Here is a 23,917-nt window from a genome sequence, read left to right on the forward strand (position 1 = left end):
GGCCGAAACGACCGCCGGTGTCCTCAAGGTGATGCAGCATCGTCGTCAGAATCCGGGTACCCGAGGCGCCGAGTGGGTGTCCCAGCGCGATCGCCCCCCCGCGCGGATTGAGCTTGTCGGGATCGGCATCGAACTCAGCGGCCCACGCCAGGGGAACCGACGCAAATGCTTCATTGATCTCATACGTATCGAAGTCACTGATCCGCATGCCCGTGCGCTCGAGAACATGCCTAGTAGCCTCGATGGGTCCGGTCAACATGATCTCCGGATCGGAACCTCGCACGGCGAAGGCGTGGAAGCGGGCGCGCGCCCGTAACCCAAGGCTCTCAGCGCGCTCTGCCGACATGATCAGGACCGCGGAAGCACCGTCAGTCAGCGGAGACGCGTTCCCTGCCGTGATGCTCCAATCGATTTCCGGGTAACGCGCGGAGTACTTTTCGCTTTTGAACGCTGCTGGGAGACCGGCGAGTCCATCGACCGTGGTCGTTGCCCGTACTGTTTCGTCCCTGACATGAGCGTTTCCGTTCGAAGTCTCTACCGGAACAATCTCACGAGCGAACTGCCGCTTCTCCGTCGCATGAGCAGCTCGCTCGTGAGAGCGGGCCGCGAACGCGTCCAGTTCATTCCGGCTGAAGCCCCATCGCGAAGCAATGAGCTCGGCGCCAATTCCCTGTGGGGGCAGGCTGGTAAACCTCGATGCAAGCGGCCCATGCGGATCACCGCCCTGCGTGTTCGAATACATCGGGATTCTGCTCATTGACTCGACGCCACACGCGATGGCTACGTCGTAGGCACCAGCCATGACGCCCTGCGCAGCGAAGTGCGCGGCTTGTTGGCTGGACCCACACTGTCGATCCACCGTCGTGCCGGGCACGTGTATGGGAAGGCCGGCGGCAAGCGCGGCACTACGAGCGATGTTTAGGGACTGGTCACCGATCTGGCTCACGCACCCAGCAATGACGTCATCGATGGTCGACGGGTCGATTCCAGTGCGCTCAACGAGTGCGGAGATGACGGTCGCTAGCATGTCGGCGGGATGCACGCCAGATAGCGCCCCGCCTTGTTTTCCCTTGCCGGATGCGGTGCGGACCGCATCGACGATGACCGCATCGCGCACGTTCATTTCTCTCCCTCGATGATTGCGGCCTCTCCTGAGAGACGCGCGCGGAGTTCTTTCTTATTGAGCTTTCCAGTGGTGGTCCGCGGAATCTCTTCGATCCGCTCGAATTGCTCCGGCACCCACCACTTCGGCACTCTATCGGCGAGGAACTCGCGCAGTGCCTCGGTATCGAGACCATCCGACGCGACGATGAAGGCGTGAGGTCTCTCCATCCAGCGCGGGTCCGAGCGCGCCACGACGGCAACCTCATGGATATCCGGGTGATCCTGGAGGGCTTGCTCAAGATCGACCGAAGAGATCCATTCGCCGCCGGACTTGATCACGTCCTTCGACCTGTCCAACAGTGTGATCCAACCCTCACGATCCACCGTTGTGATATCGCCCGTGCGCAGCCAACCGTCGTGGAACTTGTCCGCCACCTGCTTGTCACTCAACCCGTAGTAGTGAGACGAGACCATCGGTCCGCGAACCTCGAGTTCACCCCGCGACTCCCCGTCGTGGGGAAGCACCGCCCCGTCCTCGTCAACGATCCGAACCTCGTAGAACGGGCTCACCCGCCCACCCTTGACCCGTTTCGCCAGAAGCTCCTCCTGACTTGCTCGTGGATCGACGTAAGTGACGGCCGCACCGGGGAACGTCTCAGTCATCCCCCACCCGGAAACGACATCGACGTCAAAGTCGTCCCTCATGCGCACGACGAGGTCGCGCGGCACCTGGCTGCCGCCGAGAAATAGCTTGCGCACAGACGCCAGTACCTGAGTGTTGTCGCTGCCGCTCTCTGGATGCGAGTCCAGATACCGGATCAGGTCCATCCAGATGGTCGGGACACCGGCCGACCACGTCACCTCGTGCGCCGAAATCATCCGAGCGAGACTGGGCGGTTGCAGATACCGGCTGGGCATAATGAGATCGGCCCCCGTGATGATCGCAATAAACGGCAGACCCCACCCCACCGCGTGGAACATCGACACCGTGGCTAGGACGACATCGTGTCCGCGGATGCCTACTACGTCGCCCCCGGCCATCGTGAGCGCATGGAGCACAATGGACCGGTGTGAGTACAGCACGCCCTTCGGATCCCCTGTCGTTCCCGACGTGTAGCAGAGCGCAGCGCCGCAGCGCTCGTCGAGCGCCGGGAACGCGTACCCTTCAGCGTCTTCGGCGATGATGTCCGCGTACCGGATTACGGGCAGGTCGGCGGTGGGGATGTCGCCGTCGCCGATGACTACGATGAATTCGATCGACGGCATCAGCGGCAGCAATGGGAAGATCTGTGCGCTGAGCGAGTCGTCGACAATGAGTACGCGGTCCCGCGCGTGGCGCACCGTCCACACAATGTGGTCGTCGTGCAGGCGCAGGTTGATCGTGTGCAGCACGACGCCCATGCCCATCACGCCGAGGTAGGTCTCCATGTGCTCGGCACTGTTCCACGCGAACGATGCGATGTGGTCTCCGCGGCGGATCCCGCGGCGATCGAGCGCCGCCGCCAGACGCTCACTACGCTCCGCCGTTTCGGCGAAGGTTTGAGTGTCGGACCCACCGTCGGCATTGCGGACCGAGACGATCCGACTGTCAGGATGCACGTTCCGCATGCGCCACAGGAAGTGGGTCGTCGTCAGAGGAAAGTCCATCATTAGGCCCGGCGACGCCGTCATCGTCTTCTCGCTTCCCTGAGTCGTTTCTTCGTGCTCCACGATTGCCGTCTCCGCTCTCTTACTCATCATGATGTCGTCATCGGCACCGCATGTGCGACTCCAGCTTGGCGCGCCGCTCGCTGTGCAATCATTTCTTCGATCTCCGCTTCATCGAAGCCGAGATTCCGCAGGGTTGCCCTGGTGTCACTCCCGGGTGCGACACAGGTCGGCGCGGCGAGGTCAGCATGCCGTGAGAATCGCGGCGCAGGAGCCGGGTGTGTCATTCCGTGCACCTGCGAATAGACCGCGCGCGAGGCGAGATGCGGCTCCGAATGCACGTCGGCGGACCGGATCACGGGCGTGACGCAAGCGTCCACTCCCTCAAACGCCTCTACCCAACTCGCCAGCGTGCGACCGGCGAACGCTTGCGCGATGACGTCCCGAGTCTGCGACCAGTGCGATCGATCGTGCTGCGAGAACCCATGGAGAGCGTCCCCCAATCCGAGCGTCTCGATCAGTCTGTCGTAAAACTTCGGCTCAATTGCCCCGACGGCAATCCACTCGTCGTCCCGCGTGCGGTATACGCCGTAGAACGGGGCGCCTCCATCGAAAATGTTGCCCCCGGGACTTCCGTCGTCCCACATGCCGTGATGACGCATGGCGTGCAGCATCCCCGTGAAGAGTGCCGCCCCATCCACGACCGCCGCGTCGACCACCTGCCCCCGCCCCGTACGCTGCGCCTCGTACACGGCGGCCAGCACGCCGAATGCGAGGAGAAGGCCGCCGGCTCCGAAGTCGCCCAGAACGTTCAACGGAGCCACTGGGGTACCGTCTGGCGCAACGGTCGCGGCGAGCAGGCCGCTCACGGCCAGATAATTGATGTCGTGGCCTGCGGTCGCTGCCCTCGGCCCGTCCTGGCCCCACCCCGTCATCCTTCCAATGACCAGCCTGGGGTTGCGCGCGCTCAATGTCTCGGGCGCGAAACCGAGCCGCTCAAGGACCCCAGGCCGAAACCCCTCGAGCAGTACATCGGCCCCGTCGATGAGGCGCTGCGCCGCCGCGGCACCAGTCGGCGTCGTCAGGTCGAGCGCAACCGAACGCCTTCCCCGCGTGAGGACGGCATGTGCCTCGACATTAATGTCACGCACGTCCACGTCGGTGACTCGTTCCACGCGGATGACGTTTGCCCCAAGATCAGACAGCAGCATGCCCCCGAACGGGCTCGGCCCGATGCCTCCGAGTTCGACCACGTTCAGCCCCGCGAGCGGGCCGCTGGTCATCACACCCACACCAAACCCCCGATCGTCGTCACCCGCATCGGTCGATGCTGGAGTTTCCGTCACCATCGCCGTACTCCCCACCTCAATCGGAAACTTACTGAACGCTAGCTAATATAGAGGTCGATGACTCCCAGGCGCAACCACTAACTACAAACCCCGATGATCAGTGACTAGGAGAGCGCCACAAAGAGATTGCAGGTTATTGATGCGGCCGACGACCACCTGGCGCCTCCTGTGGCCCGCGATGAATTCACGCTGCATGTCTATGACGCCACATCCACTCGCACGGTTCCCGTACTTCCATGCCCCCCGCACCCGCCTCCGACTACCCACGCGCAGGTGGCGCCCGTCACGCGGCGGGGCTAAGCGGCGCATCGGTTCGCCGGCGGGTATCCCGCTTCGTCGTTCATGGTGCTGATGTGAATGCCGGTGATCAATGGCCGTGTCGAGGCGCGGCCCGCCTGTGGGTTGGGCCAAAGTATGCGACCCCTGTTCTTCCAGCAGAGTTAACGGATGCTGGAACTTTTTGGTCAACGGCGGGCTTTCCGGCGGCTCTTGTCTTTCCTGATCACCCTGGGCGGCGTAGGCGCGCCCGGGGTCGAAGGCGCTGCGGCCGCGGAAGTCCAGAACCTGTGAAGTGCGTGGTCAAACACATCCCACCAGGATGCAGCGACGCCGGGGCCACACTTCCGCTACCGCGAAGGGGCCAGCGGCGCGAAGCTTGGCATCTATTCCTGTGCGGTGAACTAGTGCCGCCCGTATGGGCAGTCCCTCGCCCAACGATATTGCCGATCGGCACATCACTCTCACCCTCGACATCACACCCGGCGCATAGTGGGGGTCTCAGCTGCATATCCTCTTTGCGTCGACCGGCCATTCGTATATAGTGATCGCTACCTAAACAAGAAGGTGAGCTTATGACTACCGCACCGACTACGCGGACCGTGGAGCCCGTCGTCCTCAACGAGACAATCGGTCACATCGCCGTACTGCGCATCAACCGGCCGGAGGCACACAACGCAGTTAATTCCGAAGTGTCTTCGGCTCTTGGCGCAGCGTTCGCCGCAGCGAACGCGGACGACAGCGTTCGTGTCGTGGTTCTCACCGGAGCCGGCAGTTCCTTCTGCGCGGGCGCAGATCTGAAGGAACTCGCGCGCGGACTGAGCGCCAGCAGCGTCCACTCCCCCGAATACCCCGAGTGGCACTTTGGCGGAATGGTTCGCCAGTGGTGCAACAAGCCAACCATCGCTGCCGTCAACGGACACGCGATGGGCGGCGGTCTCGAGATCGCTCTTGCCTGCGACCTCATCGTCGCGTCGAAACAGGCACTATTTGCCTTTCCAGAGACGAGCTGGGGCCTCTACGCCGCGGCAGGCGGCGCTGTTCGTCTCCATGAATTCGTGGGGCTGCGCCGGTCGCTGGAAATGCTCCTCACGGCCGAGCCCATCGATGCGAGCACAGCGCTGTCGTGGGGCCTCATCAACCGCGCCGTCGAAGCCGAGGACGTGCTCGACGAGGCACTAAGCATCGCGCAACGCATTGCGGCGAACGGACCGAATGCCGTGCGCTTGACGAAGAAGACCGCCTATCGCGCGGCGACGGACGGGTCCGTCTGGAACGAAGATTGGACGCGCGAGAGTGCATGGGACGCAAACGAGGAGACGACGGCGGCCGTCTTCCCCAGCGACGAAGGCATTGAGGGCATGGCGGCGTTCGCCGAGAAGCGCGCCCCTCAGTGGCGATAGGGCATATTGCTCAACAGTCTCCTGATAGCGTAAGACCAGCGCTAAGACAAGCCCCGGACATGCAGATGGAGACACGAAATGGTCGAGACTGGCACAAACACGGATGCGCCGGACGTGCCTCACGCAGCCGACTGGCGTTCGTATCCCAGCCCCAAACTCCCCGCCATCCTGACGGCGGCCCTGGCTGAGTTTCAGCAACACGGCTACCACGGCACGACAGTGAGGTCTATCGCCACTGGTGCCGGCCTCACCATGCCCGCGCTTTACTACCACTACGGAAACAAGGAAGGCATCCTCTTCGCCCTGCTCGAAATCGCCTTGGATGACTTTCAGGCACAAAGCGAGATGTGCCTCGAGGATGCCGGAGACGATCCGCGGGTGGGGTTCGAGAACTACATCACGGTTCTCGCGCTGCATAACACGAATCGGCGGGACCTAGCATCGCTGCACGCCGAGTCGCGATTTCTTGGGCCGGAATTGCGCGCGCAGTATCTCGCCAGGCGCGCCAACGTCGAGAACACGCTTGAGAAGCTTCTCGCCGCGGGGGTCTCCGACGGAATCTTCGATACCGTCGACACGCGATTTACGGCACGTCAGCTCCTCGGAATGACGAATGGAATCCTCGACTGGTACTCTCCACGCGGCCCCCTCTCAGCAATGGAAATCGCCGAGCGCTACCGGCAGGCTGCTGTGCGCCTGGTAGCGAACGCATAGCGACCCGCCGCGCAAGAGTTCCCTTCGGCGCCCTGGATCCGAAGGGCCGCTAAAGCGGATTGGCAGGTACGATTCCCGCGGTCTCGCCACCGTCGGCGATGAACTCGGCTCCCGTCGAGAAGCTCGATTCATCGCTGGCGAGAAACAGGACAAGGTTCGCCACTTCGAGCGGCTCGCCCAGGCGTGCGATCGCAACCGCACTCTGGTCGATCTCGTTACCTTCGGTCATCGGGGTTCGAATGTTACCGGGGTGGACTGAGTTCACACGAATTCCGTATCGCCCGAGATCCAATGCTGCCTCCTTGGTGAGGCCACGCATCCCGAACTTCGCCGCCGTGTATCCCGGGAACGAAGCGACCCCCTTGAGACCGGCAGTCGAGGACACATTAATGATCGACCCTCTGCCGGATTCCTTGAGTGCAGGGATTGCTGCCTTGATCCCGAGGAAGGTTCCCGTGAGGTTGATCGCGATCACTGAGTTCCACTGGTCAAGCGAATACTTGTCGATCGGGGCGAAGTTCATGATGCCGGCATTGTTGACCAGGATGTCGAGACCACCGAATTCCGAGACGGCCGTCGCAACTGCCGCTTCCCAGCCCGTGGGGTTCGTGACATCCAGATGCGTGAAACGAGCGGACTTTCCCAGTCGCGCGGCCGTAGCTTCGCCGTCTTCGTCGAGCACATCGCCGATCACGACCTCTGCCCCTTCCTCGACGAGGCGCTGAGCATGCGCAGCGCCCATGCCTCGCGCACCACCACTAATTAACGCGACTTTTCCATTAAGACGCCCCATTGTCTTCTCCATTTCCGCTAGTTCCCCCAGGTTCCTGCCCATGCACCGGACTATTGGAGGTTGAGGTGAGTGAGGTTTATGCCGCTCGCGCGGCCAGAGGTATTCGTAAGAGGTCGAAGCCTAGACGTGACTCTCAAGTTCACGCCTCTGTTGATGGGGTTGAAGCCCGCGCTAATCGCGAAAAGTCACCATCCTGCTCAATGCCTCTCTTTCGGTCCGGAACCCGTTCGCAGGATGCGCGATATCGGGACGCCCGAAAGCGATCGCGAACAAGATCATCCGATCCTGGGGAATTGCCAACTCCTCACGGAGAAGGGGGGCCTCCGCGGCGATCGAAGCCTGCGCGATCGTTCCCACCCCGCGGGCCTGCGCCGAGAGCATGAAGCTCTGGGCAAAGAGCCCGCAATCGATGGCCGCATAGACGCCGAGATGCACCGGCGCCGACATGATGACCACGTGTGGTGCGCCGAAGAACTCAAAATTCTGCCTCGCTTGCTCGCGAGACGCCTCTCGGTCCCCGCGCGCCACACCCACGGACTCGTATAGCGCCCAGCCGGACTTCCGACGGCGGTCTCGATAGACGCCTTCGTATGATGCAGGGAAGGGGATATCAGGACGTGGCTCGTCAATCTCCGCATCTGCTGAAAGCCTCTCACGCACCCGTTCGAGTGTGTCGCCCGACAGCAGATCAAGGTGCCATGGCTGTGTGTTGCACCACGATGGGGTGTGCGCGGCCGCGGTGAGGATCTCCGTGACGACATCGGGTTCGAGCCGTTCGGGGAGGAACGCCCGACAGCTCCTGCGTTCAACGAGCAAAGCATCGAGAGTCGTTGCCACGCCGGGATCTGCCTCTCGCAGGGTCTCCGTAGACGCCGAAGTGCCGGTATGGGGGGTCATGGTCATCGTCCTCCTCTTGCGGATGTCACTAGCTCGACATCTTCTCCAGGGGCCCAGATCGGTAGGTGTCCCAATGGGTCACCTCCGCTACCGCTTTGCGCGGTGTCGGCTCGGGCGCCGACTCCGGATAGCCAACGGGGATGAGCCCCACGATCTCAGCCGGTTCCGGGATCCCCAGGATCTCCTGGATCTCACGATCAATTCTTCCGGCGTGGACGGTCGTGAGGAGCGCCCCCAGCCCCAGGCCATGCGCTGCCAGCAGAAGATTCTGTACAGCGGGAAAGATCGACCCGTAACGCACCGGGTTGGTATGGGTTCCGGCGGCCGGTGGACCGTTGTGCAACGCGACGATGATCACCGGAACCTGTGCCATCGAGCGCGAGAGTTCGGCGGCGTCCCGATAGATCTTCTTCTTTGACTCGCTCGTTCCCGAAGCATTGGCGGTGGCCTCAAACAAGCTCTCGCTGGCCTCGCGGTAAAGCGCACCGATCTGAGCAGTCAGGTCCGGTCGCGTCACGACGACGAACTCCCACGGTTGCCCATTGCCCGCGCTGGGGGCCCGGGTCGCGTAATGCACCAGACGCTCGAGGGTCTCACGGGGTACCGGCTGCGCCGACAGCTTCCGCACCGAGCGCAGAGACTCGAGAGCCTCGAACAAGTCCACCGACGGCATATTTGTCACCATTCGGCGAGCACCTCCCCACGGTGGAGCGAGCTGTGCCCTCCTGTGCTCACATGTGTCTCGAGAATCTCGCGCACGGGGAGGATAGACCAGTCATCACCGGGATCGCCAGCTAGGAGCTGGAGCGTGGACGACGCAGTCCAATGCCGAACCGCGCCGGGATCCTCCACCACTCCGCGCGCGTTGCGCAGCACACTCCCGGTATCGCCGTCGTCGATGGTCGGCCGAGGTGACGCATAAGTAAGCGTTGGTTTGACCTTGGGGGGGTCGGAGCGAGTCTCCAGCCTGAGTGACATGCGGACGAACTCGACTCCACGGCGCCCGGCAGACAGCATGAGGAGGTCGTCCTTCCACTCCATCGTTGCGTCACCCACTTGCAACGGCATGCCCCAGACCTCGCGCCCAGCTACGGCGCCGGCGAAGTTCGTTTTCATGCCCGTCAGGCAGTGCTGAACGAGCTCTCCGTTCAGCAGTGCTCTGGCGGCGAGGTACACCCCAATGTAGGGGCCGAAACTGCTGCGCACATGATGCACGACGCGCAGCACTCCCAATCCGGGGCCCTCTGGCAGCTCGAGAACGGGAGGCAGAAGCGGCGCCAAGATGTCCCGGTCGGTGCGGAACACCACGGTAACTTCCTCGCCCTTGTCGTAGTAATACGGAGGCTCACCATAGGTAATGCCAATCAAACCGTTCATATTTTCCTTGTTTGTCCTCGACAGGTACATCTGTGGCCGGGCGCAGGGATCCGCGCTCAGGCGAAGGCGACGCTGGGGAAACCGGCGTCAGCTTCCTGGAGCATGCGGCGGCGATACTCGGGCACGCCGGGCGCGTACTGGGTGAAGATCACCTTCTTTCCGGGGATGTTCCCACCCGTATACCAGTTCTTGGTGTAGTTGTATATCGGCGACATCGCGGCGACGGACTCCTGGACGTGCTCGACGAATGCGGCAGCCGCCTCGTCCTTGATCTCGACCTTAGCGCTCCCGACCTTCTCAGCCTGCTCAATGATCGCGGTGACGAAGTTGACCTGGTGCTCCGTGGCCCGCGGAACGTTCCCCGCGCCGACGTGCGGCCCTCCCAGAATAAAGAGGTTGGGAAATCCCGGCACACCCGCTCCGTAGAGCGTGACGGGGCCGTCCTCCCAGACGTCTTTCAATGCGACTCCATCGACTCCCCGGATGTCCATCTGCATCATCGCACCCGTTACCGCGTCGAACCCGGTCGCCAGCACGATGATGTCGAAATCGAAGCTCTTCTCGGTCGTCTCGACACCCGTGGGGGTGAAGGTTGTCACCGGCGTCTCAGGAAGTTCGACGAGCTCCACGTTGTCCTGGTTGTAGGCCTCGAAGTAATTCGTCTCCATCGGCGGCCGCTTGGCACCGAACCCGTGATCCTTGGGGATGAGCTTCTCGGCGAGCACAGGGTCCTTGACCCTCTGACGGATCTTCGCCGCAAGGAAGTCGCACCACGCCTGATTCGTCGCCATGTCGATCGCGTTGTCCGCGAAGTTGTCGGACACCTTCTGCAGGCCACCCTTGCGATACAGCTCTTCGTACTTCTGGGCCCGTTCCTGGGCCGTCGCGTCGGCGAAGGTGCGCGTCTCGCCGTCATGGGCCATGCCCATGTAGTCCTTCGTGGTCCTGTCGTAGATTAAGTCGTAGTTCGCCCTGATCTCTGCCATGTATTCTTCGGAGATCGGCTTATTATTCAACGGCGTGCACCAGTTCGGCGTCCGTTGGAACACGGTGAGAGATTGGGCGACCTCGGCGACGATCGGGATGATCTGCACCCCGCTGGATCCTGTGCCGAATACGGCCACCTTCTTGCCGGCAAAGTCGACCGGCGCCTTGGGCCATTGTGCCGTGTGGTATATCTCCCCGGTGAATGAGTTGAGGTTTTCGTATGCCGGCGTGTACGGGATCGAGAGTAGACCGGTGCATGGGACGAAGTACTTGGACCGAATCGAGGCGCCGGTCGACAGGCGAATCTCCCATTCGGCCGCTGACTCGTCATAGGTCGCGCCCTCGACGCGAGTGTTGAACTGAGCGTGCTTGCGTAAATCCCAGCGATCGACGACGTGGTTGAGGTAGCGCTCAATCTCGGGCTGACCGGCGTACTCCTCCGACCAGTCCCACTCGTCGAGCAGTTCCTTGTCAGAGAAGTACCCGTAGACGTAGCTCTCGGAGTCGAAACGCGCCCCGGGGTAGCGGTTCCAATACCAGGTGCCGCCGACGCCGGAGCCTGCCTCGATGATTTTGACGTCGAGGCCTAAATCTATGAGCTTCTTCGCTTGATAGATGCCGGTGACTCCTAGGCCGACGACGACAGCGTCGTGGCGGGAGGTGAAGGCCGAAGTTTGTGGGTGTGACACGAGGATCTTCTCTCGATCGGATAGCAGATGAGCATTACCAGGTAAGGACGGCGACGCCGTCCCAGCAGATGGATTCATAAGTGACAGTAGGACTTATCTAGCGCTAGGTCAAGACGGTGACGTAATTCACGCGCTTCTCTATATAGTCAGGTCGGCACGTGTGGCAGGTGTCCCGCAGGCTCCTAGAGTTGAGATCCGCGTGGGGAGGCCACTGCCACGCGAGCAGAGTCGCTGGTTACGCGCTTCGAGGTCACAAAGGAAAACTCACGGGCCGACGGCCAGAACTCGAAGAACGTAAACGCGAAATCCAGTACACAGTCGTGTACGTGACCCGCTGAAGCCGCGACTATGGCCGGGAAAAGCCGCAGCCTATCTAATCTGCTGCTCTCCGCCGGGACCTCCAGCCGTGGCCTAATGGCAGAACTGGCCGCCTGCAGGGACGCCCTGGCCTCGGCGGACATCGCCGAGCATCGACTCACTCCAACAGCGGCTTATCACCCTGGCCCCTGAGGAGACCCAGATCTTGGAGATTGAAGGCGAGGTCGACTGCGTCTGATAACTGCCGAGCCCCGCCGGCCTCAAGATCCGCCACCGCCAGCTGGCCGGGACGCCGGGGAAGCCGCATGAGGCACGACCGGGATTTCGTGGCAGTAGTGACATGAAGCGCCACGCAGCGAATCTTTTCGCCGCTGCGCTGCGATCGATACGAATTGCCCCGGCTTTCGAGAATCACATCATGAATCAGGGAATGAGCACGGCGCGGCCGCGAATCGCGCCCGATCTCAGGCGCCTATACACGTTGGGGCCCTCGTCAAGCGTGTGAGTCTCGATCTCCGTGCGGATTCGACCACTCGCGGCAAGCGCAAGGACCTCCCACAGCTCCGGGAGTGTTCCCCAGAATGGCCTCAGCACAGAAACACCCATCGGCAGCTCGCCGACAGCGACACGGAGGACACCGGGGCCGGCACCCACCAACGAGATAACCCCTGCACGTGCGACCACGCTCCGCCCGAGGTCGACCGTCGCCTGCACCCGCACCATGTCGAGAACTACGTCAACTCCCTCACCGTCTGTGAGTTCGCGGATGCGCCGCTCGGCATCGGAGTCGGCTAGGAAGGCATGGTGCGCGCCAACGTCCCTGGCCAGCTCGAGCTTGTCCTCCCGCACATCCACGGCGATCACGGTCACGCCGGGGGCCACCGCCAACAACACCTGAATCGCCAGGTGACCCAACCCACCTACTCCCAGTACGAGGGCGCGCGCGCCCGGTCGGAGCTGCGGACGGCATTCCATCACCGCGTGATATGACGTCAGACCGGCATCCGTGAGCGCCACAGCCTCGACCGGGTCGAGGCCACCCAGGGGCACGAGGTAGCGTTCCGCGGGCACCAGGAGGTACTCCGCCATCGCCCCGTCCGTCTTGATGCCGGGGGGTGTGGGCCCGCCGGCTTGTCGGCAGTAGTTCTCGGCTCCCGAACTGCAGTTCCGGCAGCGGCCACAGCCCCATGGTCCGTACACCGCGACGTCGTCGCCGATGGTCACGCGTTCTACGCCCGCCCCCACGGCGACGACTTCACCCGCGGCTTCATGCCCGAGAGTCATTGGCAGGGAAGCACCGGTAGACGCCCATGCCTCCGGCGTCTGATTCATCACCCACTCGTCTGAGTGGCAGACCCCGGCTGCCTTCACGCGCAGCAGGATTTCGCCTTGCCCAGGAGTTGGCATTTCAGCGTGCATGACCTGAGGCTCCTCGCCGAGCCCCGCGAAGCGGAGGGCACGCATCAGGCTTCTCTTCCCGTCACGTCCACACCCTTACGCAACGGTGGCGAGCGAACGGGCGGCGGCCTCGTAGAGGGCGACCCCTCGTTCGTCGCCGACGATGGTGTTCTGCATGTTGTTCATCACGTAGGCGACGGTCATGCCGGATCCGAGGTCGTTCGTCACGAACGAACCGCCCCAGCCGCCCCAGTAGTAGGTCCGCTCGTTGACCGGCAGCGGAAGGCCCTTCGACCGCAGCGCGAATCCCAGGCCCCACGTAATGTCGGCGCCGGTCACCCTGTCGATGCCGTCTGCCTGCACCTCGAATACGGCTTCGCAGGTCTCGCGAGACAGGAAGCGGCGTCCGCCGACCTCCCCGCCGTTCGAGAGCACGCGCTGCACCATCGCCACCGAACGAGCGTTGCCGTGCCCCCCGGCAGCTCCGATCTCGGCGTGTCGCCACCAATCGGTGTTTGCCACTTCTCCGCTAGAGATGGGAGGGTTCGTCAGACTGCGCGACGTGATGGTCGTCGGGTCGCTGAAGTCGTGCGTGGCGATGGGTGGCGGTCCCACGACGGGGCTGATCCGGTCAAAGTCCTTCTCAGCGGGGACGATCTGGAAATCGGCGCCGAGTGGCTCGGCCAGTTCGGTGCGGAAGAAGTCCGGGAGCGTCTGCCCTGTGATCCGACGCACGAGTTCGCCGATCAGTGGGCCGTGCGAGTAACCGTGGTACCCGGAGCCATCGCCGGGGGTCCACCACGGAGCCTGTGCCGCAAGGAGCGAGGTCAGCTTTTCAAAATCACCGAAGTCCTCCGGCGCGAGCGGCTCATCCCACCCTGAGAGGCCGGAGGTGTGGCTCAGGACGTGACGGACGAGAACGCCTTCCTTGCCCGCAGCGGCGAACTCGGGCCAGTAACGCGCCACAGGTGCGTTGAGCTCCAACTCGCCGCGATCCACAAGCAGAAGGGCAGCCAGCAAGGACATCGTCTTGGTGGTCGACCAGACGTTGGTGATCGTATCTTTTTCCCACGGGCGACCCGTGGATTCGTCAGCAGTACCCCCCCAGAGGTCAACGAGGATCTCGCCCTCCACTGCGACCGCCACAGAGGCGCCAATCTCCAGCCCCTTGTCGAAGTTGGACTGGAATGCTTCCTTAACGGCCTCGAACTTCGGGTCGCAGGTGCCGTGGATCTCAACCATATCTATCAATCTCCTTGATTCCGGCAGCCGCACGATCGGCGCGGGCTGCTGCTGCTGTATTTGTTTACGTGCTTGTCCCGACGTGATGTAGCCGAACTCGTCACCGGCCAGGAGCGCGATCGCATTCGCGACCTCTTTTCACCGCGGCCTCCCCGTCGGAACCGGAGGTGGATACGACTCTGGGCTACTGGTCTACGTGAGATCGAAGTCACCACCGAGTGTGCTACTTAGCGATCGCTATGTCAATGGCGGGCCTCCAATGCCTTCGCCCGCACCGATGGTGCAGGATCATGGACGAACAGGGTTCCATCTTCGACGAGCCGCGCCACCTTGCGTGCATCCAGACCCAGGAGCCCGCCGGCGATTTGCCGCGTGTGCTCAGCGAGCAGCGGCGCGGGCCGCATGAGCGGTTTCGGCAACGACGAGAAGCCTGCCTCCACCGCGTGGACTCGCAGTCCCTGCGGATACTGGGGCTGCATCAGCATCGCGAACGCAGATCGGTCAGCGAGGTCCCCGTCACCCGGCAGGGTGACCTCGTGGACGACAGGCGACGCTCGTACGCCGGCCTGCTGCAGCTGCGTCGCCGCGGTCTCCGGTGCGACGCCGGAGGCCCACGCGCAGATTTCCTGTTCCAGTTCCTCCGTGTGCGCTATTCGATCCGAGGGCGTTACGAAGCGCGCGTCCTCGAGCAGATCTGGCCGCCCCATCACACGACACAGCGCATGGAACGAATCGTCCCCATCAACCTCTAGATAGATCCATTGATCTTCTGCGGGCTTCCCTTGAGCGGCAAAAACTCCCTGCGGGGCGTCCCGGGGAACGCGCGTGTCCCCCATATCCTTCACCTGCGCGGCTGCGTTCAGAATGATGTCGATCTGTGCGGCCTTGGCATCTCCGCCAATGCCGAGAACTCGCTCACGCAGCACCATGGCCACTGCGAGGATCGCGCTGATCCTACCCGCAAGGTGGTCGGGGAATACGGTGAGCCCATCACCGAAGCTGTCGGCGGCGTCGGGATATCTCCACTGGTGTGTCAGGCCGGACATCGCGCGAACCAGCGGACCGTATCCAAAGTAGCCTTGGAATGCCTTGGATTCGCCGAATGCACTCGCTTCAACCGTGACGATCGAGGGATTCACGCGTGAGAGAGAGGCGAAATCGATTCCTAAAGACTCGAGGGTGCCGGGCTTGAAATTGCTCAGCACCACGTCCGATCGTGCAACCAGTCGACGGAAGACTTCCTTCCCTTCAGCCTGCCGCAGATCCACGCCAAAACTGCGCTTGTTGCGGTGGCCCCGAGCGAAGCTCTCTGACATCCCCGTCGCGAGCGTCGCGAGCCGCGATCCATCGAGGTGCTCCCGGCTCTCGACCTTGATGACATCAGCCCCGTAGTCCGCCAAGAGACGTGACGCCTCTGCGCCTGCCACGATGACTCCCAGATCCAGCACGCGGATCCCTTCGAGGGGCATCTCCGCGTTGTCCCACGGCGAGAGATGGTCGAAAAACCTCCCTCCTGAACGCCAGGTGTTCCCGGGAGTCGCTCGGTCGGTAGGTACCCGACGCCCGTCTATGACGAACAGACTCTGCACCTCGGGTCGCACCGTGCCGTCCGGTTGCTCGACATCAACGATCGCACCTGACTCGTGCATCGCGGCCGAGGCAATGGCACTCCGGAAAGATTTGACGCCCGCGATCGGAATGCCCCGCGCCTGCCCCTCCCGGATGGCGTCGGCTTGCGACATCCCTGCGAGGTGCGCCGCGATCAACGGGTAGAGTGTCGGGGCAGCCGCGAGCCGCTCCTCACCTCGATCAAAGCGCTCGTCGGCGAACTCGGCGGGCTCGCCCAGCCATCTGAACATGCCCTTCCATTGGCGCGGGCTCAGCATGCACAGGCGTACCCACCCGTTTTCGGCCGCGAAGACCGGGTAGAGCCCTGCCGCATCAGGGCGGCCGATCGTGGCGCTCAGATTCTGAGCGCCGAGCACGCTGCCCTTGATCCCGAACGCAGGATCGAGCGCGTGGATCATCGCATCGGCAACCGAGAAATCGATGCGCTGCCCGCGCCCACTTCGTGCGGCGGCCACGATACCCAGCATGATGGTCCAGACACAGTGGACCGCGGCGGTGATATCGACGATGAAGGTTGGAGGCATCAGAGGCGTACCCCGTTCCGGCAAACCTGAACGCGCAAGAGCACCCGAAAGAGCCATGTGCACGCCAGGTGAGGCCGCCCAAGCCGATCGATCTCCGCGTTTGCCAAATTCACTCACAGTGACCCAGAGCAGTCCCGGGGAATCCTGTCGCAACCGTCGCTCGTCGAGGTTGTGTCTGCCTTCAGTCTCACAGTCGATGATGATGACGTCCGCCGTCGACGCAAGATCCATGATGTAATCGTCCCTTGCGATCCGCTTGTTCCTACGACGCGTGGAGTCGACGCTTGCGGCGTCCGGCGTGACCACGTCGGCGCCGAGGTCGGCAAGAAGACGAGACGCGAGCTCTAGCGGGCCATCCACCAGGTCGAGCACGCGCAGCCCGGCGAGGGGCCCAGGGGCGGTTTGAGGACGATGCTCAGGTGACGACACGTCAGCTCCTTCGTTGAGGTGGTGCCATTATCCAAACAGGCAGGTCTGACTGTTTTTGTTTACGGTATGAGAATCTGGCAGGGAGCGCAACGACCCCCTGCGCCGCACATCGATCGCCGTAATGCTTACTCGACACTGATCAGAAGGAGGCACTTCAATGGCAGACGCGGACCAGCCCCTGCCGCGCCAGCGCGCCGTCCAGGAACGAAGCATGCAGACCAGGACGCAGATCCTTAATGCCGCGATCACCGTCCTCACCACCGATGGATATGCGGGGGCGACAACCACCCGCATCCAGGAGGCGGCCGGGGTGAGCCGCGGGAGGCTCCTCCACCACTTCCGCTCTCGGGACGAGCTGCTCGTCGCTGCGGTTCAGCAACTCGCCGCCACGCGCATGGGCCTCCTGCAACAACGATCGAACTGGCCCGATAGGCCCGCCGATCGCCTTGACGCTGCTATCGATGCGATGTGGGAGACGCACCAGCAGAGTTACTTCTGGGCCTCCACCGAACTGTGGATCGCCGCTCGCCACGACGAGCAGCTGCGCGCCGTTCTGCTACCCCGCGAACGCGCACTCGGACAGGTGATCCAGGACACTGTCCGCTCATTCTTTGGCCCGCAGCTGTCCGCGCTTCCGAACTACCAGGCGCTGGCGAATCTGCTGCTGACGAGCATGCGCGGCACAGCCCTGACCTACGCGTTGACCGGCGCACCACCGGCCACGGAACCCGCCGTCGACGAGTGGAAGCACATAGCGCGTTGCCTCCTGGGCATTACACCGGGCGGCGCGCCCTCCTTCCCCGGCCCCTTGACCACCCCAGACTCTGCGGCTATCGTCTGACATATACAGTCAAGCATGACTGTATACAGCAGCGTAGGCAGAGAGGCTCCGATGATTGACATTGCAGGATCTAGCGCGATCGTGACCGGGGGCGCGTCTGGCCTCGGACTGAACACGACTCGCCAACTTCATCAAGCAGGAGCTCACGTCACGATCCTCGATATGTCGGACGAGGCAGGTCATCGCGTCGTCGACGAGCTCGGCAGGCGCGTGGACTTCGTCCGGGGCGACGTCACAGACGAGGGATCGGTGAGCGAGGCCGTGAAGCACGCCGCTGAGCGCGGCCCCGTGCGCATCCTCGTGAACTGTGCGGGGGTCGGCACCCCGGGGCTGGTTTTGCGCAAGGGCGTGCCCGCCCCCTTGGACGACTTCACACGCGTCGTGCGCATCAATCTCATTGGCACATTCAACGCGATCCGTCTCACCGTGCCGGCTATGCTCGAGGCCGATCCGATCGGCGAAGAGCGTGGCGTCATCATTAACACGGCATCTGTCGCGGCATTCGACGGCCAGATCGGCCAGGCGGCGTATGCGGCCTCGAAGGCCGGCGTCGCCGGCCTGACGCTTCCCCTCGCGCGCGAATTCGCGCGTTCCCAAATCCGTGTGGCGACCATCGCGCCCGGAATCTTCGAGACGCCGATGCTCATGAACGATCTGACGGAGGAGTATCGCGCAAGGCTCGGCGACCAGGTACCCCATCCGTCGCGGCTGGGCCGCCCCGATGAGTACGCCGCCCTCGTCATGCACATTATCGAGAACGCCATGCTGAACGGCGAGACCATTCGCCTCGATGGCGCCATTCGCATGGCCCCGCGGTGACCCTTGGGGCAACGAATCAAAGGAACAGACATGATGGTGAATTTCACCGACGCGCCGCTGGCACCGAAGCTGCTCATCGACGGAGAGCTGGTCGACGGCGACCGCCCGCCGATGGAGATCCTCAATCCCGCTGACGAGAGCGTGTTCGCGCACTCCGCGAGCGGATCACCCGAACAGCTATCGGCAGCCATCGAGGCAGCCCGCACCGCATTCCCGGGGTGGCGCGACACCCCGGTCGAGCAACGCCGGTCCGCACTACGGAAGATCTCCACCCTGATCCAGGACCATCAGGAGGAGCTCGCGATGCTCCTCACCTCCGAGCAAGGCAAGCGTCTCAGCGAGGCGAGTTCAGAGATCGGTCGTGCCTGCCTGTGGTTCAAGGAGATGGCCGAATTCGAAGTCCCCTGGGATGTAGTTGTCGAGGAGGACGACGATCGCGTCGTCCGCGCACGCCGTGTCCCGCTCGGTGTCGTCGCCGCGCTATCGCCCTGGAACTTCCCCGTGACCCTCGCGATGTGGAAGGTCGCCCCGGCGCTTCTCACCGGCAACACGGTGGTGCTGAAGCCGTCTCCGTATACGCCGGTCACCAACCTTCGGATCGCCGAGCTCATCCAGCCGGTATTACCGCGCGGTGTCCTCAACGTCGTCGCCGGCGATCACGACCTCGGGCCGCAGCTGACGAGCGACCCGCGCATCGACCGCATCGTCTTCACGGGCTCGACGAACACCGGCAGTGCCGTCATGCGCTCCGCAGCTGAGTCCCTCGCGAGCGTCACGCTGGAACTCGGCGGCAACGACGCCGCGATCGTCATGCCTGACGTCGACATCGAAAGCACCGCCCAAAAGGTCTTCTGGATGTGCTTCACCAACAACGCGCAGTACTGCCTCGCTGCCAAGCGCGTGTACATCCACGAACGCATCTACGAGACCTTCGCCGCCCGCGTGGTGGAGTATGCACGGCAGTTGCGCACCGGAAACGGCCTCGACCCCGACATCGACCTCGGTCCGGTGGCGAACCGCGACCAATACGACCGTGTCTGTGCCCTTATCGACCGCGTCTCGGCGGAGGGCCATTCGTTCCTCCTACGCGGCGAGATTCCCGAGGGGAAAGGCTTCTACATCGCCCCGTCGATCGTCGACAATCCGCCTGACGACTCCGAGGTCGTTGCGGAGGAGTCATTCGGTCCCATTGTCCCGTTCCTCAAGTTCTCCGACGTGGACGAGGTCGTCGACCGTGTGAACGCGTCTCCGTACGGCCTGGGCGGATCCGTCTGGTCTGCCGACCTCAAGGTCGCGAGCGACATCGCTCAGCGGATCGACTCGGGCATCGTATGGATCAACGAGACACAACGACTCACGCCGGATTTCCCCCTGAGCGGGCACAAGAAGTCCGGTGTCGGCAGAGAGAACGGGCTTGATGGCGTTCTGGAGTACACCAACGTGCAGATCATCTCGGCCTACCGTGGCTCCTGAAGGCGGCGACATGAGCCGCTCCGCCCTCGCCGCACTGACTCCCGGCACCGTAGTCGCAACCCGCGACCATACGGCCGATGAGATCGACCTGTTCCTGTTCAGCGCCGCGTGCTCGCTCCCGCACCGGATCCACTACGACGAGGAATTCGCGCAGTCAGAGGGGTTGAAGACGGTTCCCGTGCATGGACCGTTGCAGGCCACCTGGCTGACGCAACTCGCCGCCGAATGGGCCGCCCAGAACGGAGCAGACCTCGCGACGAGCACGGTGCGTCATCAAAGCTCGGCCTACCCGCATGATCGGCTGCAGGCCTCTCTGGTGTTCGCCGGAGCTGAACCTAATCCGTCAGGTTCCGGCCTCGAGGTCGTTCTCGACCTCTCCCTCACAAAGGAAGACGGCACGGTGACGACCGCCGGCACCGCTCGCGTGAGACTAAACAACGACGACAAGTGACGGAGGGTTCTTACATGAGCACTGCACCCGTATTCGTCGCGGGAATCGGTGCGACCGAGTTCTCCCGCGCCAGCGGAAGATCCGTCGGAGCACTCGCACGAGAAGCGGCGCTGAGCGCACTCGCCGATGCTCAACTGGCGCCCGGCGATGTCGGGGCTGTCGTCCCCGTGGGTGGCTCGCTGTTCACCGAGGATGTCATCGCCGGACTGGGGCTGGACGACGACGTAGCCGACCTCCTTCCTCCACCCGGCGGGAACGGCGGTCTCAATTCGGTGGGCACCGCCGAGACGATCCTGCGATCAGGACTCGCCAACGTCACCCTCGTCGTGTTCGCGCGCAACGGACGCTCGGCCAACAGGATCGGTCGTCGCGTCGCCGCACTCCCGGGTCAGCAGTTCCGTGAATTTCTCGAGCGCCCCTACGGATGGTCGTCACCAGCACAGTGGTACGCGATGATCGCGCAGCGCCACATGGCCGAGTACGACACGAGTCCCGATGCACTCGCCGAGGTCGCTCTGACGATGCGGGCCCATGCCCAGCTCAATCCGGCCGCCATGATGTTCGGACGCACGATGACGCGTGAGGACTACGATGCCTCGCCTATGTTCACCGAACCGTACCGGCTTTTCGACTGCTGCCTGGAGACAGACGGTGCCGTGGCCGTGGTGATGACGTGCCGAGATCGGGACGTCCTTGACGTGGGCGCACGCGACATCCCGCTTCTGGCGTTCAGCGCCGCCCGGCCGGAGAGCGCAGACGACCTCACCAATCGCGAAGACTGGTTCCGGATCGGTCTGACGACCGCCGCGCCGGCCGTGTACGAGCAGGCGAGCCTCGGGCCACACGACGTCGACACCGCGATGATCTACGACTGCTTTACCTTCGAGGTGCTGCATCAGTTGGAAGAGGCCGGCTTCTGCCCACGGGGCGAGGTCGACAGCTTCGTTGCCTCCGGGGCACTACGGCTCGGGGGCTCACTCCCCACCAACACACACGGTGGTCTGCTCTCCGAGGGCCACCTACTCGGACTTTCGCATGTCGCCGAAGCCGTTCGTCAGCTACGCGGCGAAGCCACGGGACGCCAGGTCGACGACGCTAGGATTGCGGCCGTGACCGGCTGGGGCGACTGGGGAGACGGTTCCATGGCGCTGCTCGGCGGAAGGAGCATGCGATGAACACCGAAGAGATGCTGAACCGCGCGCAACTGATCGCACCCGAGATGGTGCCATATCTGCAGGGCGACACCCGTTCTGACCTGCTCGTGCCGCGCTGCATCGCCTGCGGCTCGCTGCAGTGGCCGCCGCGCCCGTCGTGCTCGACGTGCGGCGAGGACATCTTCGAGCCTGAACCTGTCGAGCCGATCGGAGAGCTCTACTCGTGGACCACTACCCATCGGGCGCCGTCTCCGGAGTTCTCCTCTCTCGTGCCGTACACGGTCGTCATCGTCGAGCTGGACACGACAGATCAAGTCCGTCTGCTGGGACGGCTCGCCCAGACGAACGCAGCTCCCACCCTCCGCGTCGGAATGCGAATGCGCGGCGAACGCGAGCACCGAGACGGGCTGCAGCTGCTGGTTTGGAGGATCGATGAGTGACGACGTCGGAACAATGCCGTTCCCCCCTCAAGTGGCGACGATCGCCGTAACGCGGGAGGCGATCATGCGGTTCGCCGCGGCCGCCGGGATCTCCTCCCCCAAGCATCATGACGTGCTAGCGGCGCAACGAGCCGGTTTCACCGACCTCGTCGCACCGCCGTATTTCTTCACGGCGCTGGGCCTGACGATGGGGCGGATCCATACGCGAGCTGAGCTCAGCGACGGGGGGCTCCCAATAGACGACCCACTCGCCGTGCGGAAGATCGTCGCGGGTGAGACGACGGTTCGTTGGTTTGGGCAGATCGTGGCGGGCGACATCATCACCGTCACCCAGGTCTTGCTCGATGTGAAGCGTAAGACTGGCAGGTCTGGACCCTTGGAGATTTATACGTTCCGGCGCGACTACGCACGCGACGGCGAGCTCGTAGTACAGGAGCACTACTCGCGCATCGCGCGGTGACGCCTGTCTCCGCCCCGTACCGTTCGTAGTCCAGATGTCACAACGTAGGTTGTTATCGACTTTAAACCCACGGGAGCTGCAGTAGATGCAGGAACTCCCTACGTGGACGTTACGACGCCGCGCAGGTCAGCCTCGGAACTCACAGGCCTCCCAACAAGTGGTCCGCGATGAGCTCTGATCGCGCGCTACACGTGGAGATAAGTGCGCAGACCAGCCAGTGTCCGGTCGAGATGTGCTGCTGGCTCGAGGTGTCCCGGTCCGGGTTCTACCACTGGCGGTCCCGTCCCCTCTCGGCCACCGCCGCCCGCCGGGCCGAACTCACGGAGCGGGTAAAGCACTTCTTTGCCGCCTCGGACGGAACCTACGGCTACCGGCGAATCCACGCCGACCTGGCCGCCGAAGGCACCGAATGCTCCCCGGAACTGGTACGCCGGATCATGCGCGCCGAGAACCTGGTGCCGTGCCAGCCCCGGCCCTTCCGCACCACCACCGAGGCCGACGCGGAGGCCGCCGCGACGATCCCAGATCTGGTGCGCCGCGACTTCACCGCCGACCACCCGGGGATCAAGTTCGTCGGGGACATCACCCATTCGGCTCAGTTCGCGGTTATGTGCAGTTTGGTCGGGTGAACGCGTGGTCGGGCCTTCACTGGCTGGGCATGATGCCCGCTGACCGTCGCCGTTGCTGCACATAATCACGATGCTTCTTGTATCCGATCGTTTCGGAAGACAAGGAGCATCCTAATGAGTGACCGATTGATGCTGGAGGAAGTGCTCACGACCTTCGACGAGCACCTGCACCGCACCCGCGGTGTGTGTTCGGGGACGCGCCGCAACTACATCAGGTATGTGCACGGGTTCCTGGAGACCGTGTCCGCCGACGGTTCGGTGGATTTCGGGGACGTCCACGCGCGCGAGGTGATCGAGTTCATCGGTGGCCTGACACGCCCCTACCAGCCGAGGACGGTGGAATTGGCGGCGACGTCAGTGCGGTCATTCTTCCGTTTCCTCCGCGCGAAGGGGCTGCATGGAGACCGGTTGGAGGACGCGGTCCCGATGGTGCCGCATCGCCGGAGCGGTCTTGTTCGGCATCTGGATCCGGGAGGCTTCGAGCAGCTGATCTCCTCACTGGACTCGGCCTCACCTCGTGGGCTGCGGGACCGGGCGATCATCTTATGCATAGCGCGGCTGGGGCTGCGAGCCAGTGAAGTCGTGCAGTTGCGGCTGGAGGACATCGACTGGCGCAACGCCACCGTGCGGGTGCGTGCCCGTAAGACCGGTCACGGCGCGCGGACGGCGTCCTGATCGACATCACCAGCCCCGCCCGGGCGATCGGTTTCAGCCGGGAGGCTGCGATGACGTCTGCGGCCTGGGCTGAGGCTGTGGCCTGGAATGCCGGGAACAGCTCCTGGCAGGACGAGCAGGGGCGCCTCTGGGACGTACTGGTCATGGCGGCCGGTGCGGCCCGCGCTGCCCGGTCCTGTTCCAGGATTCCGTTCTCCGT

21 protein-coding genes and 1 pseudogene are annotated in these 23,917 nt (G+C 63.5%); 11 read left to right on the plus strand and 11 right to left on the minus strand.

Translation table 11 applies throughout. From position 1 onward, the window contains the following. The 3 genes from AC5RWU_RS19600 to AC5RWU_RS19610 all read right to left on the minus strand — a co-directional run. On the minus strand, nt 1-1,117 hold a 1,117-nt coding region (locus AC5RWU_RS19600; RefSeq protein WP_494032665.1), incomplete at its 3' end, for a thiolase family protein. A 2-nt stretch (nt 1,118-1,119) separates the two neighbouring features. Continuing rightward, nucleotides 1,120-2,844: a long-chain-fatty-acid--CoA ligase gene (locus tag AC5RWU_RS19605; RefSeq protein WP_494037156.1), complete on the minus strand. Its 1,725-nt coding sequence runs from the start codon at nt 2,842-2,844 to the stop codon at nt 1,120-1,122. After that, on the minus strand, nt 2,841-4,100 hold the full coding sequence (locus AC5RWU_RS19610; protein WP_494032662.1) for a CaiB/BaiF CoA transferase family protein: 1,260 nt from the start codon (nt 4,098-4,100) through the stop codon (nt 2,841-2,843). The genes AC5RWU_RS19605 and AC5RWU_RS19610 overlap by 4 nt, the downstream gene beginning before the upstream one ends. A gap of 851 nt (nt 4,101-4,951) precedes the next feature. Here AC5RWU_RS19610 and AC5RWU_RS19615 point away from each other — a divergent pair. Both AC5RWU_RS19615 and AC5RWU_RS19620 read left to right on the plus strand, forming a co-directional pair. Then, nucleotides 4,952-5,779 (plus strand): enoyl-CoA hydratase/isomerase family protein, encoded by an 828-nt coding sequence (locus tag AC5RWU_RS19615; RefSeq protein ID WP_494032660.1) that lies wholly within the window; start codon nt 4,952-4,954, stop codon nt 5,777-5,779. A gap of 78 nt (nt 5,780-5,857) precedes the next feature. Beyond that, a complete protein-coding gene (locus tag AC5RWU_RS19620; RefSeq protein ID WP_494032659.1) occupies nt 5,858-6,493 on the plus strand; it encodes a TetR/AcrR family transcriptional regulator in 636 nt (211 codons plus the stop codon). A gap of 49 nt (nt 6,494-6,542) precedes the next feature. On the opposite strand, the gene AC5RWU_RS19625 is transcribed toward AC5RWU_RS19620, so the two are convergent. The 8 genes from AC5RWU_RS19625 to AC5RWU_RS19660 form a co-directional block, all read right to left on the minus strand. Continuing rightward, nucleotides 6,543-7,298 carry an SDR family oxidoreductase gene (locus AC5RWU_RS19625; RefSeq protein ID WP_494037157.1) on the minus strand — a complete coding sequence of 252 codons (756 nt, stop codon included), beginning with the start codon at nt 7,296-7,298 and terminating at the stop codon, nt 6,543-6,545. A 159-nt stretch (nt 7,299-7,457) separates the two neighbouring features. Then, a complete protein-coding gene (locus AC5RWU_RS19630; protein WP_494037158.1) occupies nt 7,458-8,189 on the minus strand; it encodes a nitroreductase in 732 nt (243 codons plus the stop codon). Nucleotides 8,190-8,211: 22 nt separating this feature from the next. After that, nucleotides 8,212-8,868 carry a nitroreductase family protein gene (locus AC5RWU_RS19635; RefSeq protein WP_494032656.1) on the minus strand — a complete coding sequence of 219 codons (657 nt, stop codon included), beginning with the start codon at nt 8,866-8,868 and terminating at the stop codon, nt 8,212-8,214. After that, nucleotides 8,862-9,560, minus strand: a complete 699-nt coding sequence (locus AC5RWU_RS19640) for an acetoacetate decarboxylase family protein (protein ID WP_494032655.1) — start codon at nt 9,558-9,560, stop codon at nt 8,862-8,864. The genes AC5RWU_RS19635 and AC5RWU_RS19640 overlap by 7 nt, the downstream gene beginning before the upstream one ends. Nucleotides 9,561-9,616: 56 nt before the next feature. Then, the gene (locus tag AC5RWU_RS19645) at nt 9,617-11,236 is read right to left on the minus strand and encodes a flavin-containing monooxygenase (protein WP_494032654.1); all 1,620 of its coding nucleotides are present in this window, start codon (nt 11,234-11,236) and stop codon (nt 9,617-9,619) included. A gap of 741 nt (nt 11,237-11,977) precedes the next feature. Then, nucleotides 11,978-13,018, minus strand: coding sequence for an NAD(P)-dependent alcohol dehydrogenase (locus tag AC5RWU_RS19650; protein ID WP_494032653.1), 1,041 nt, complete (start codon nt 13,016-13,018; stop codon nt 11,978-11,980). 30 nt (nt 13,019-13,048) lie between these two features. Then, the gene (locus AC5RWU_RS19655) at nt 13,049-14,194 is read right to left on the minus strand and encodes a serine hydrolase domain-containing protein (RefSeq protein WP_494032652.1); all 1,146 of its coding nucleotides are present in this window, start codon (nt 14,192-14,194) and stop codon (nt 13,049-13,051) included. Between the two features lie 242 nt (nt 14,195-14,436). Beyond that, nucleotides 14,437-16,776, minus strand: a complete 2,340-nt coding sequence (locus AC5RWU_RS19660; RefSeq protein ID WP_494032651.1) for a CaiB/BaiF CoA-transferase family protein — start codon at nt 16,774-16,776, stop codon at nt 14,437-14,439. 157 nt (nt 16,777-16,933) lie between these two features. On the opposite strand from AC5RWU_RS19660, the gene AC5RWU_RS19665 reads away from it, so the two are divergent. The 9 genes and pseudogenes from AC5RWU_RS19665 (at nt 16,934) to AC5RWU_RS19705 (ending at nt 23,718) form a co-directional block, all read left to right on the plus strand. Next, nucleotides 16,934-17,617 carry a TetR/AcrR family transcriptional regulator gene (locus tag AC5RWU_RS19665; protein WP_494032650.1) on the plus strand — a complete coding sequence of 228 codons (684 nt, stop codon included), beginning with the start codon at nt 16,934-16,936 and terminating at the stop codon, nt 17,615-17,617. 54 nt (nt 17,618-17,671) lie between these two features. Beyond that, nucleotides 17,672-18,436, plus strand: a complete 765-nt coding sequence (locus tag AC5RWU_RS19670; protein ID WP_494032664.1) for an SDR family NAD(P)-dependent oxidoreductase — start codon at nt 17,672-17,674, stop codon at nt 18,434-18,436. A 30-nt stretch (nt 18,437-18,466) separates the two neighbouring features. Beyond that, entirely contained in the window at nt 18,467-19,909 is a 1,443-nt protein-coding gene (locus tag AC5RWU_RS19675) for an aldehyde dehydrogenase family protein (RefSeq protein WP_494032649.1), read from the plus strand. 10 nt (nt 19,910-19,919) lie between these two features. Then, nucleotides 19,920-20,360: a MaoC family dehydratase gene (locus AC5RWU_RS19680; RefSeq protein WP_494032648.1), complete on the plus strand. Its 441-nt coding sequence runs from the start codon at nt 19,920-19,922 to the stop codon at nt 20,358-20,360. Between the two features lie 14 nt (nt 20,361-20,374). After that, entirely contained in the window at nt 20,375-21,535 is a 1,161-nt protein-coding gene (locus AC5RWU_RS19685) for a thiolase C-terminal domain-containing protein (RefSeq protein WP_494032647.1), read from the plus strand. Beyond that, nucleotides 21,532-21,954: a Zn-ribbon domain-containing OB-fold protein gene (locus tag AC5RWU_RS19690; RefSeq protein ID WP_494032646.1), complete on the plus strand. Its 423-nt coding sequence runs from the start codon at nt 21,532-21,534 to the stop codon at nt 21,952-21,954. Before AC5RWU_RS19685 ends, AC5RWU_RS19690 begins: the two co-directional genes overlap by 4 nt. Continuing rightward, entirely contained in the window at nt 21,947-22,414 is a 468-nt protein-coding gene (locus AC5RWU_RS19695) for an FAS1-like dehydratase domain-containing protein (RefSeq protein WP_494032645.1), read from the plus strand. The genes AC5RWU_RS19690 and AC5RWU_RS19695 overlap by 8 nt, the downstream gene beginning before the upstream one ends. Before the next feature lie 224 nt (nt 22,415-22,638). Beyond that, nucleotides 22,639-23,004: pseudogene (locus AC5RWU_RS19700) on the plus strand (IS3 family transposase); the annotation flags it as partial. 153 nt (nt 23,005-23,157) lie between these two features. Then, nucleotides 23,158-23,718 (plus strand): tyrosine-type recombinase/integrase, encoded by a 561-nt coding sequence (locus tag AC5RWU_RS19705; RefSeq protein WP_494032644.1) that lies wholly within the window; start codon nt 23,158-23,160, stop codon nt 23,716-23,718. Nucleotides 23,719-23,917: the final 199 nt, after the last annotated feature.

This window comes from Arthrobacter sp. B0427-1-12 (genome assembly GCF_059092905.1).

Bases quoted from the DNA above. Each gene is read 5' to 3' on its own strand.
- AC5RWU_RS19665 (WP_494032650.1), top strand. From the start codon at position 16,934: ATGGCAGACGCGGACCAGCCCCTGCCGCGCCAGCGCGCCGTCCAGGAA.
- AC5RWU_RS19650 (WP_494032653.1), bottom strand. From the start codon at position 13,018: ATGCGTGCCCTCCGCTTCGCGGGGCTCGGCGAGGAGCCTCAGGTCATG.
- AC5RWU_RS19675 (WP_494032649.1), top strand. From the start codon at position 18,467: ATGATGGTGAATTTCACCGACGCGCCGCTGGCACCGAAGCTGCTCATC.
- AC5RWU_RS19630 (WP_494037158.1), bottom strand. From the start codon at position 8,189: ATGACCATGACCCCCCATACCGGCACTTCGGCGTCTACGGAGACCCTG.
- AC5RWU_RS19605 (WP_494037156.1), bottom strand. From the start codon at position 2,844: ATGATGAGTAAGAGAGCGGAGACGGCAATCGTGGAGCACGAAGAAACG.
- AC5RWU_RS19655 (WP_494032652.1), bottom strand. From the start codon at position 14,194: ATGGTTGAGATCCACGGCACCTGCGACCCGAAGTTCGAGGCCGTTAAG.
- AC5RWU_RS19685 (WP_494032647.1), top strand. From the start codon at position 20,375: ATGAGCACTGCACCCGTATTCGTCGCGGGAATCGGTGCGACCGAGTTC.
- AC5RWU_RS19680 (WP_494032648.1), top strand. From the start codon at position 19,920: ATGAGCCGCTCCGCCCTCGCCGCACTGACTCCCGGCACCGTAGTCGCA.
- AC5RWU_RS19610 (WP_494032662.1), bottom strand. From the start codon at position 4,100: ATGGTGACGGAAACTCCAGCATCGACCGATGCGGGTGACGACGATCGG.
- AC5RWU_RS19640 (WP_494032655.1), bottom strand. From the start codon at position 9,560: ATGAACGGTTTGATTGGCATTACCTATGGTGAGCCTCCGTATTACTAC.
- AC5RWU_RS19625 (WP_494037157.1), bottom strand. From the start codon at position 7,298: ATGGAGAAGACAATGGGGCGTCTTAATGGAAAAGTCGCGTTAATTAGT.
- AC5RWU_RS19705 (WP_494032644.1), top strand. From the start codon at position 23,158: ATGAGTGACCGATTGATGCTGGAGGAAGTGCTCACGACCTTCGACGAG.
- AC5RWU_RS19695 (WP_494032645.1), top strand. From the start codon at position 21,947: ATGAGTGACGACGTCGGAACAATGCCGTTCCCCCCTCAAGTGGCGACG.
- AC5RWU_RS19635 (WP_494032656.1), bottom strand. From the start codon at position 8,868: ATGGTGACAAATATGCCGTCGGTGGACTTGTTCGAGGCTCTCGAGTCT.
- AC5RWU_RS19690 (WP_494032646.1), top strand. From the start codon at position 21,532: ATGAACACCGAAGAGATGCTGAACCGCGCGCAACTGATCGCACCCGAG.
- AC5RWU_RS19615 (WP_494032660.1), top strand. From the start codon at position 4,952: ATGACTACCGCACCGACTACGCGGACCGTGGAGCCCGTCGTCCTCAAC.
- AC5RWU_RS19620 (WP_494032659.1), top strand. From the start codon at position 5,858: ATGGTCGAGACTGGCACAAACACGGATGCGCCGGACGTGCCTCACGCA.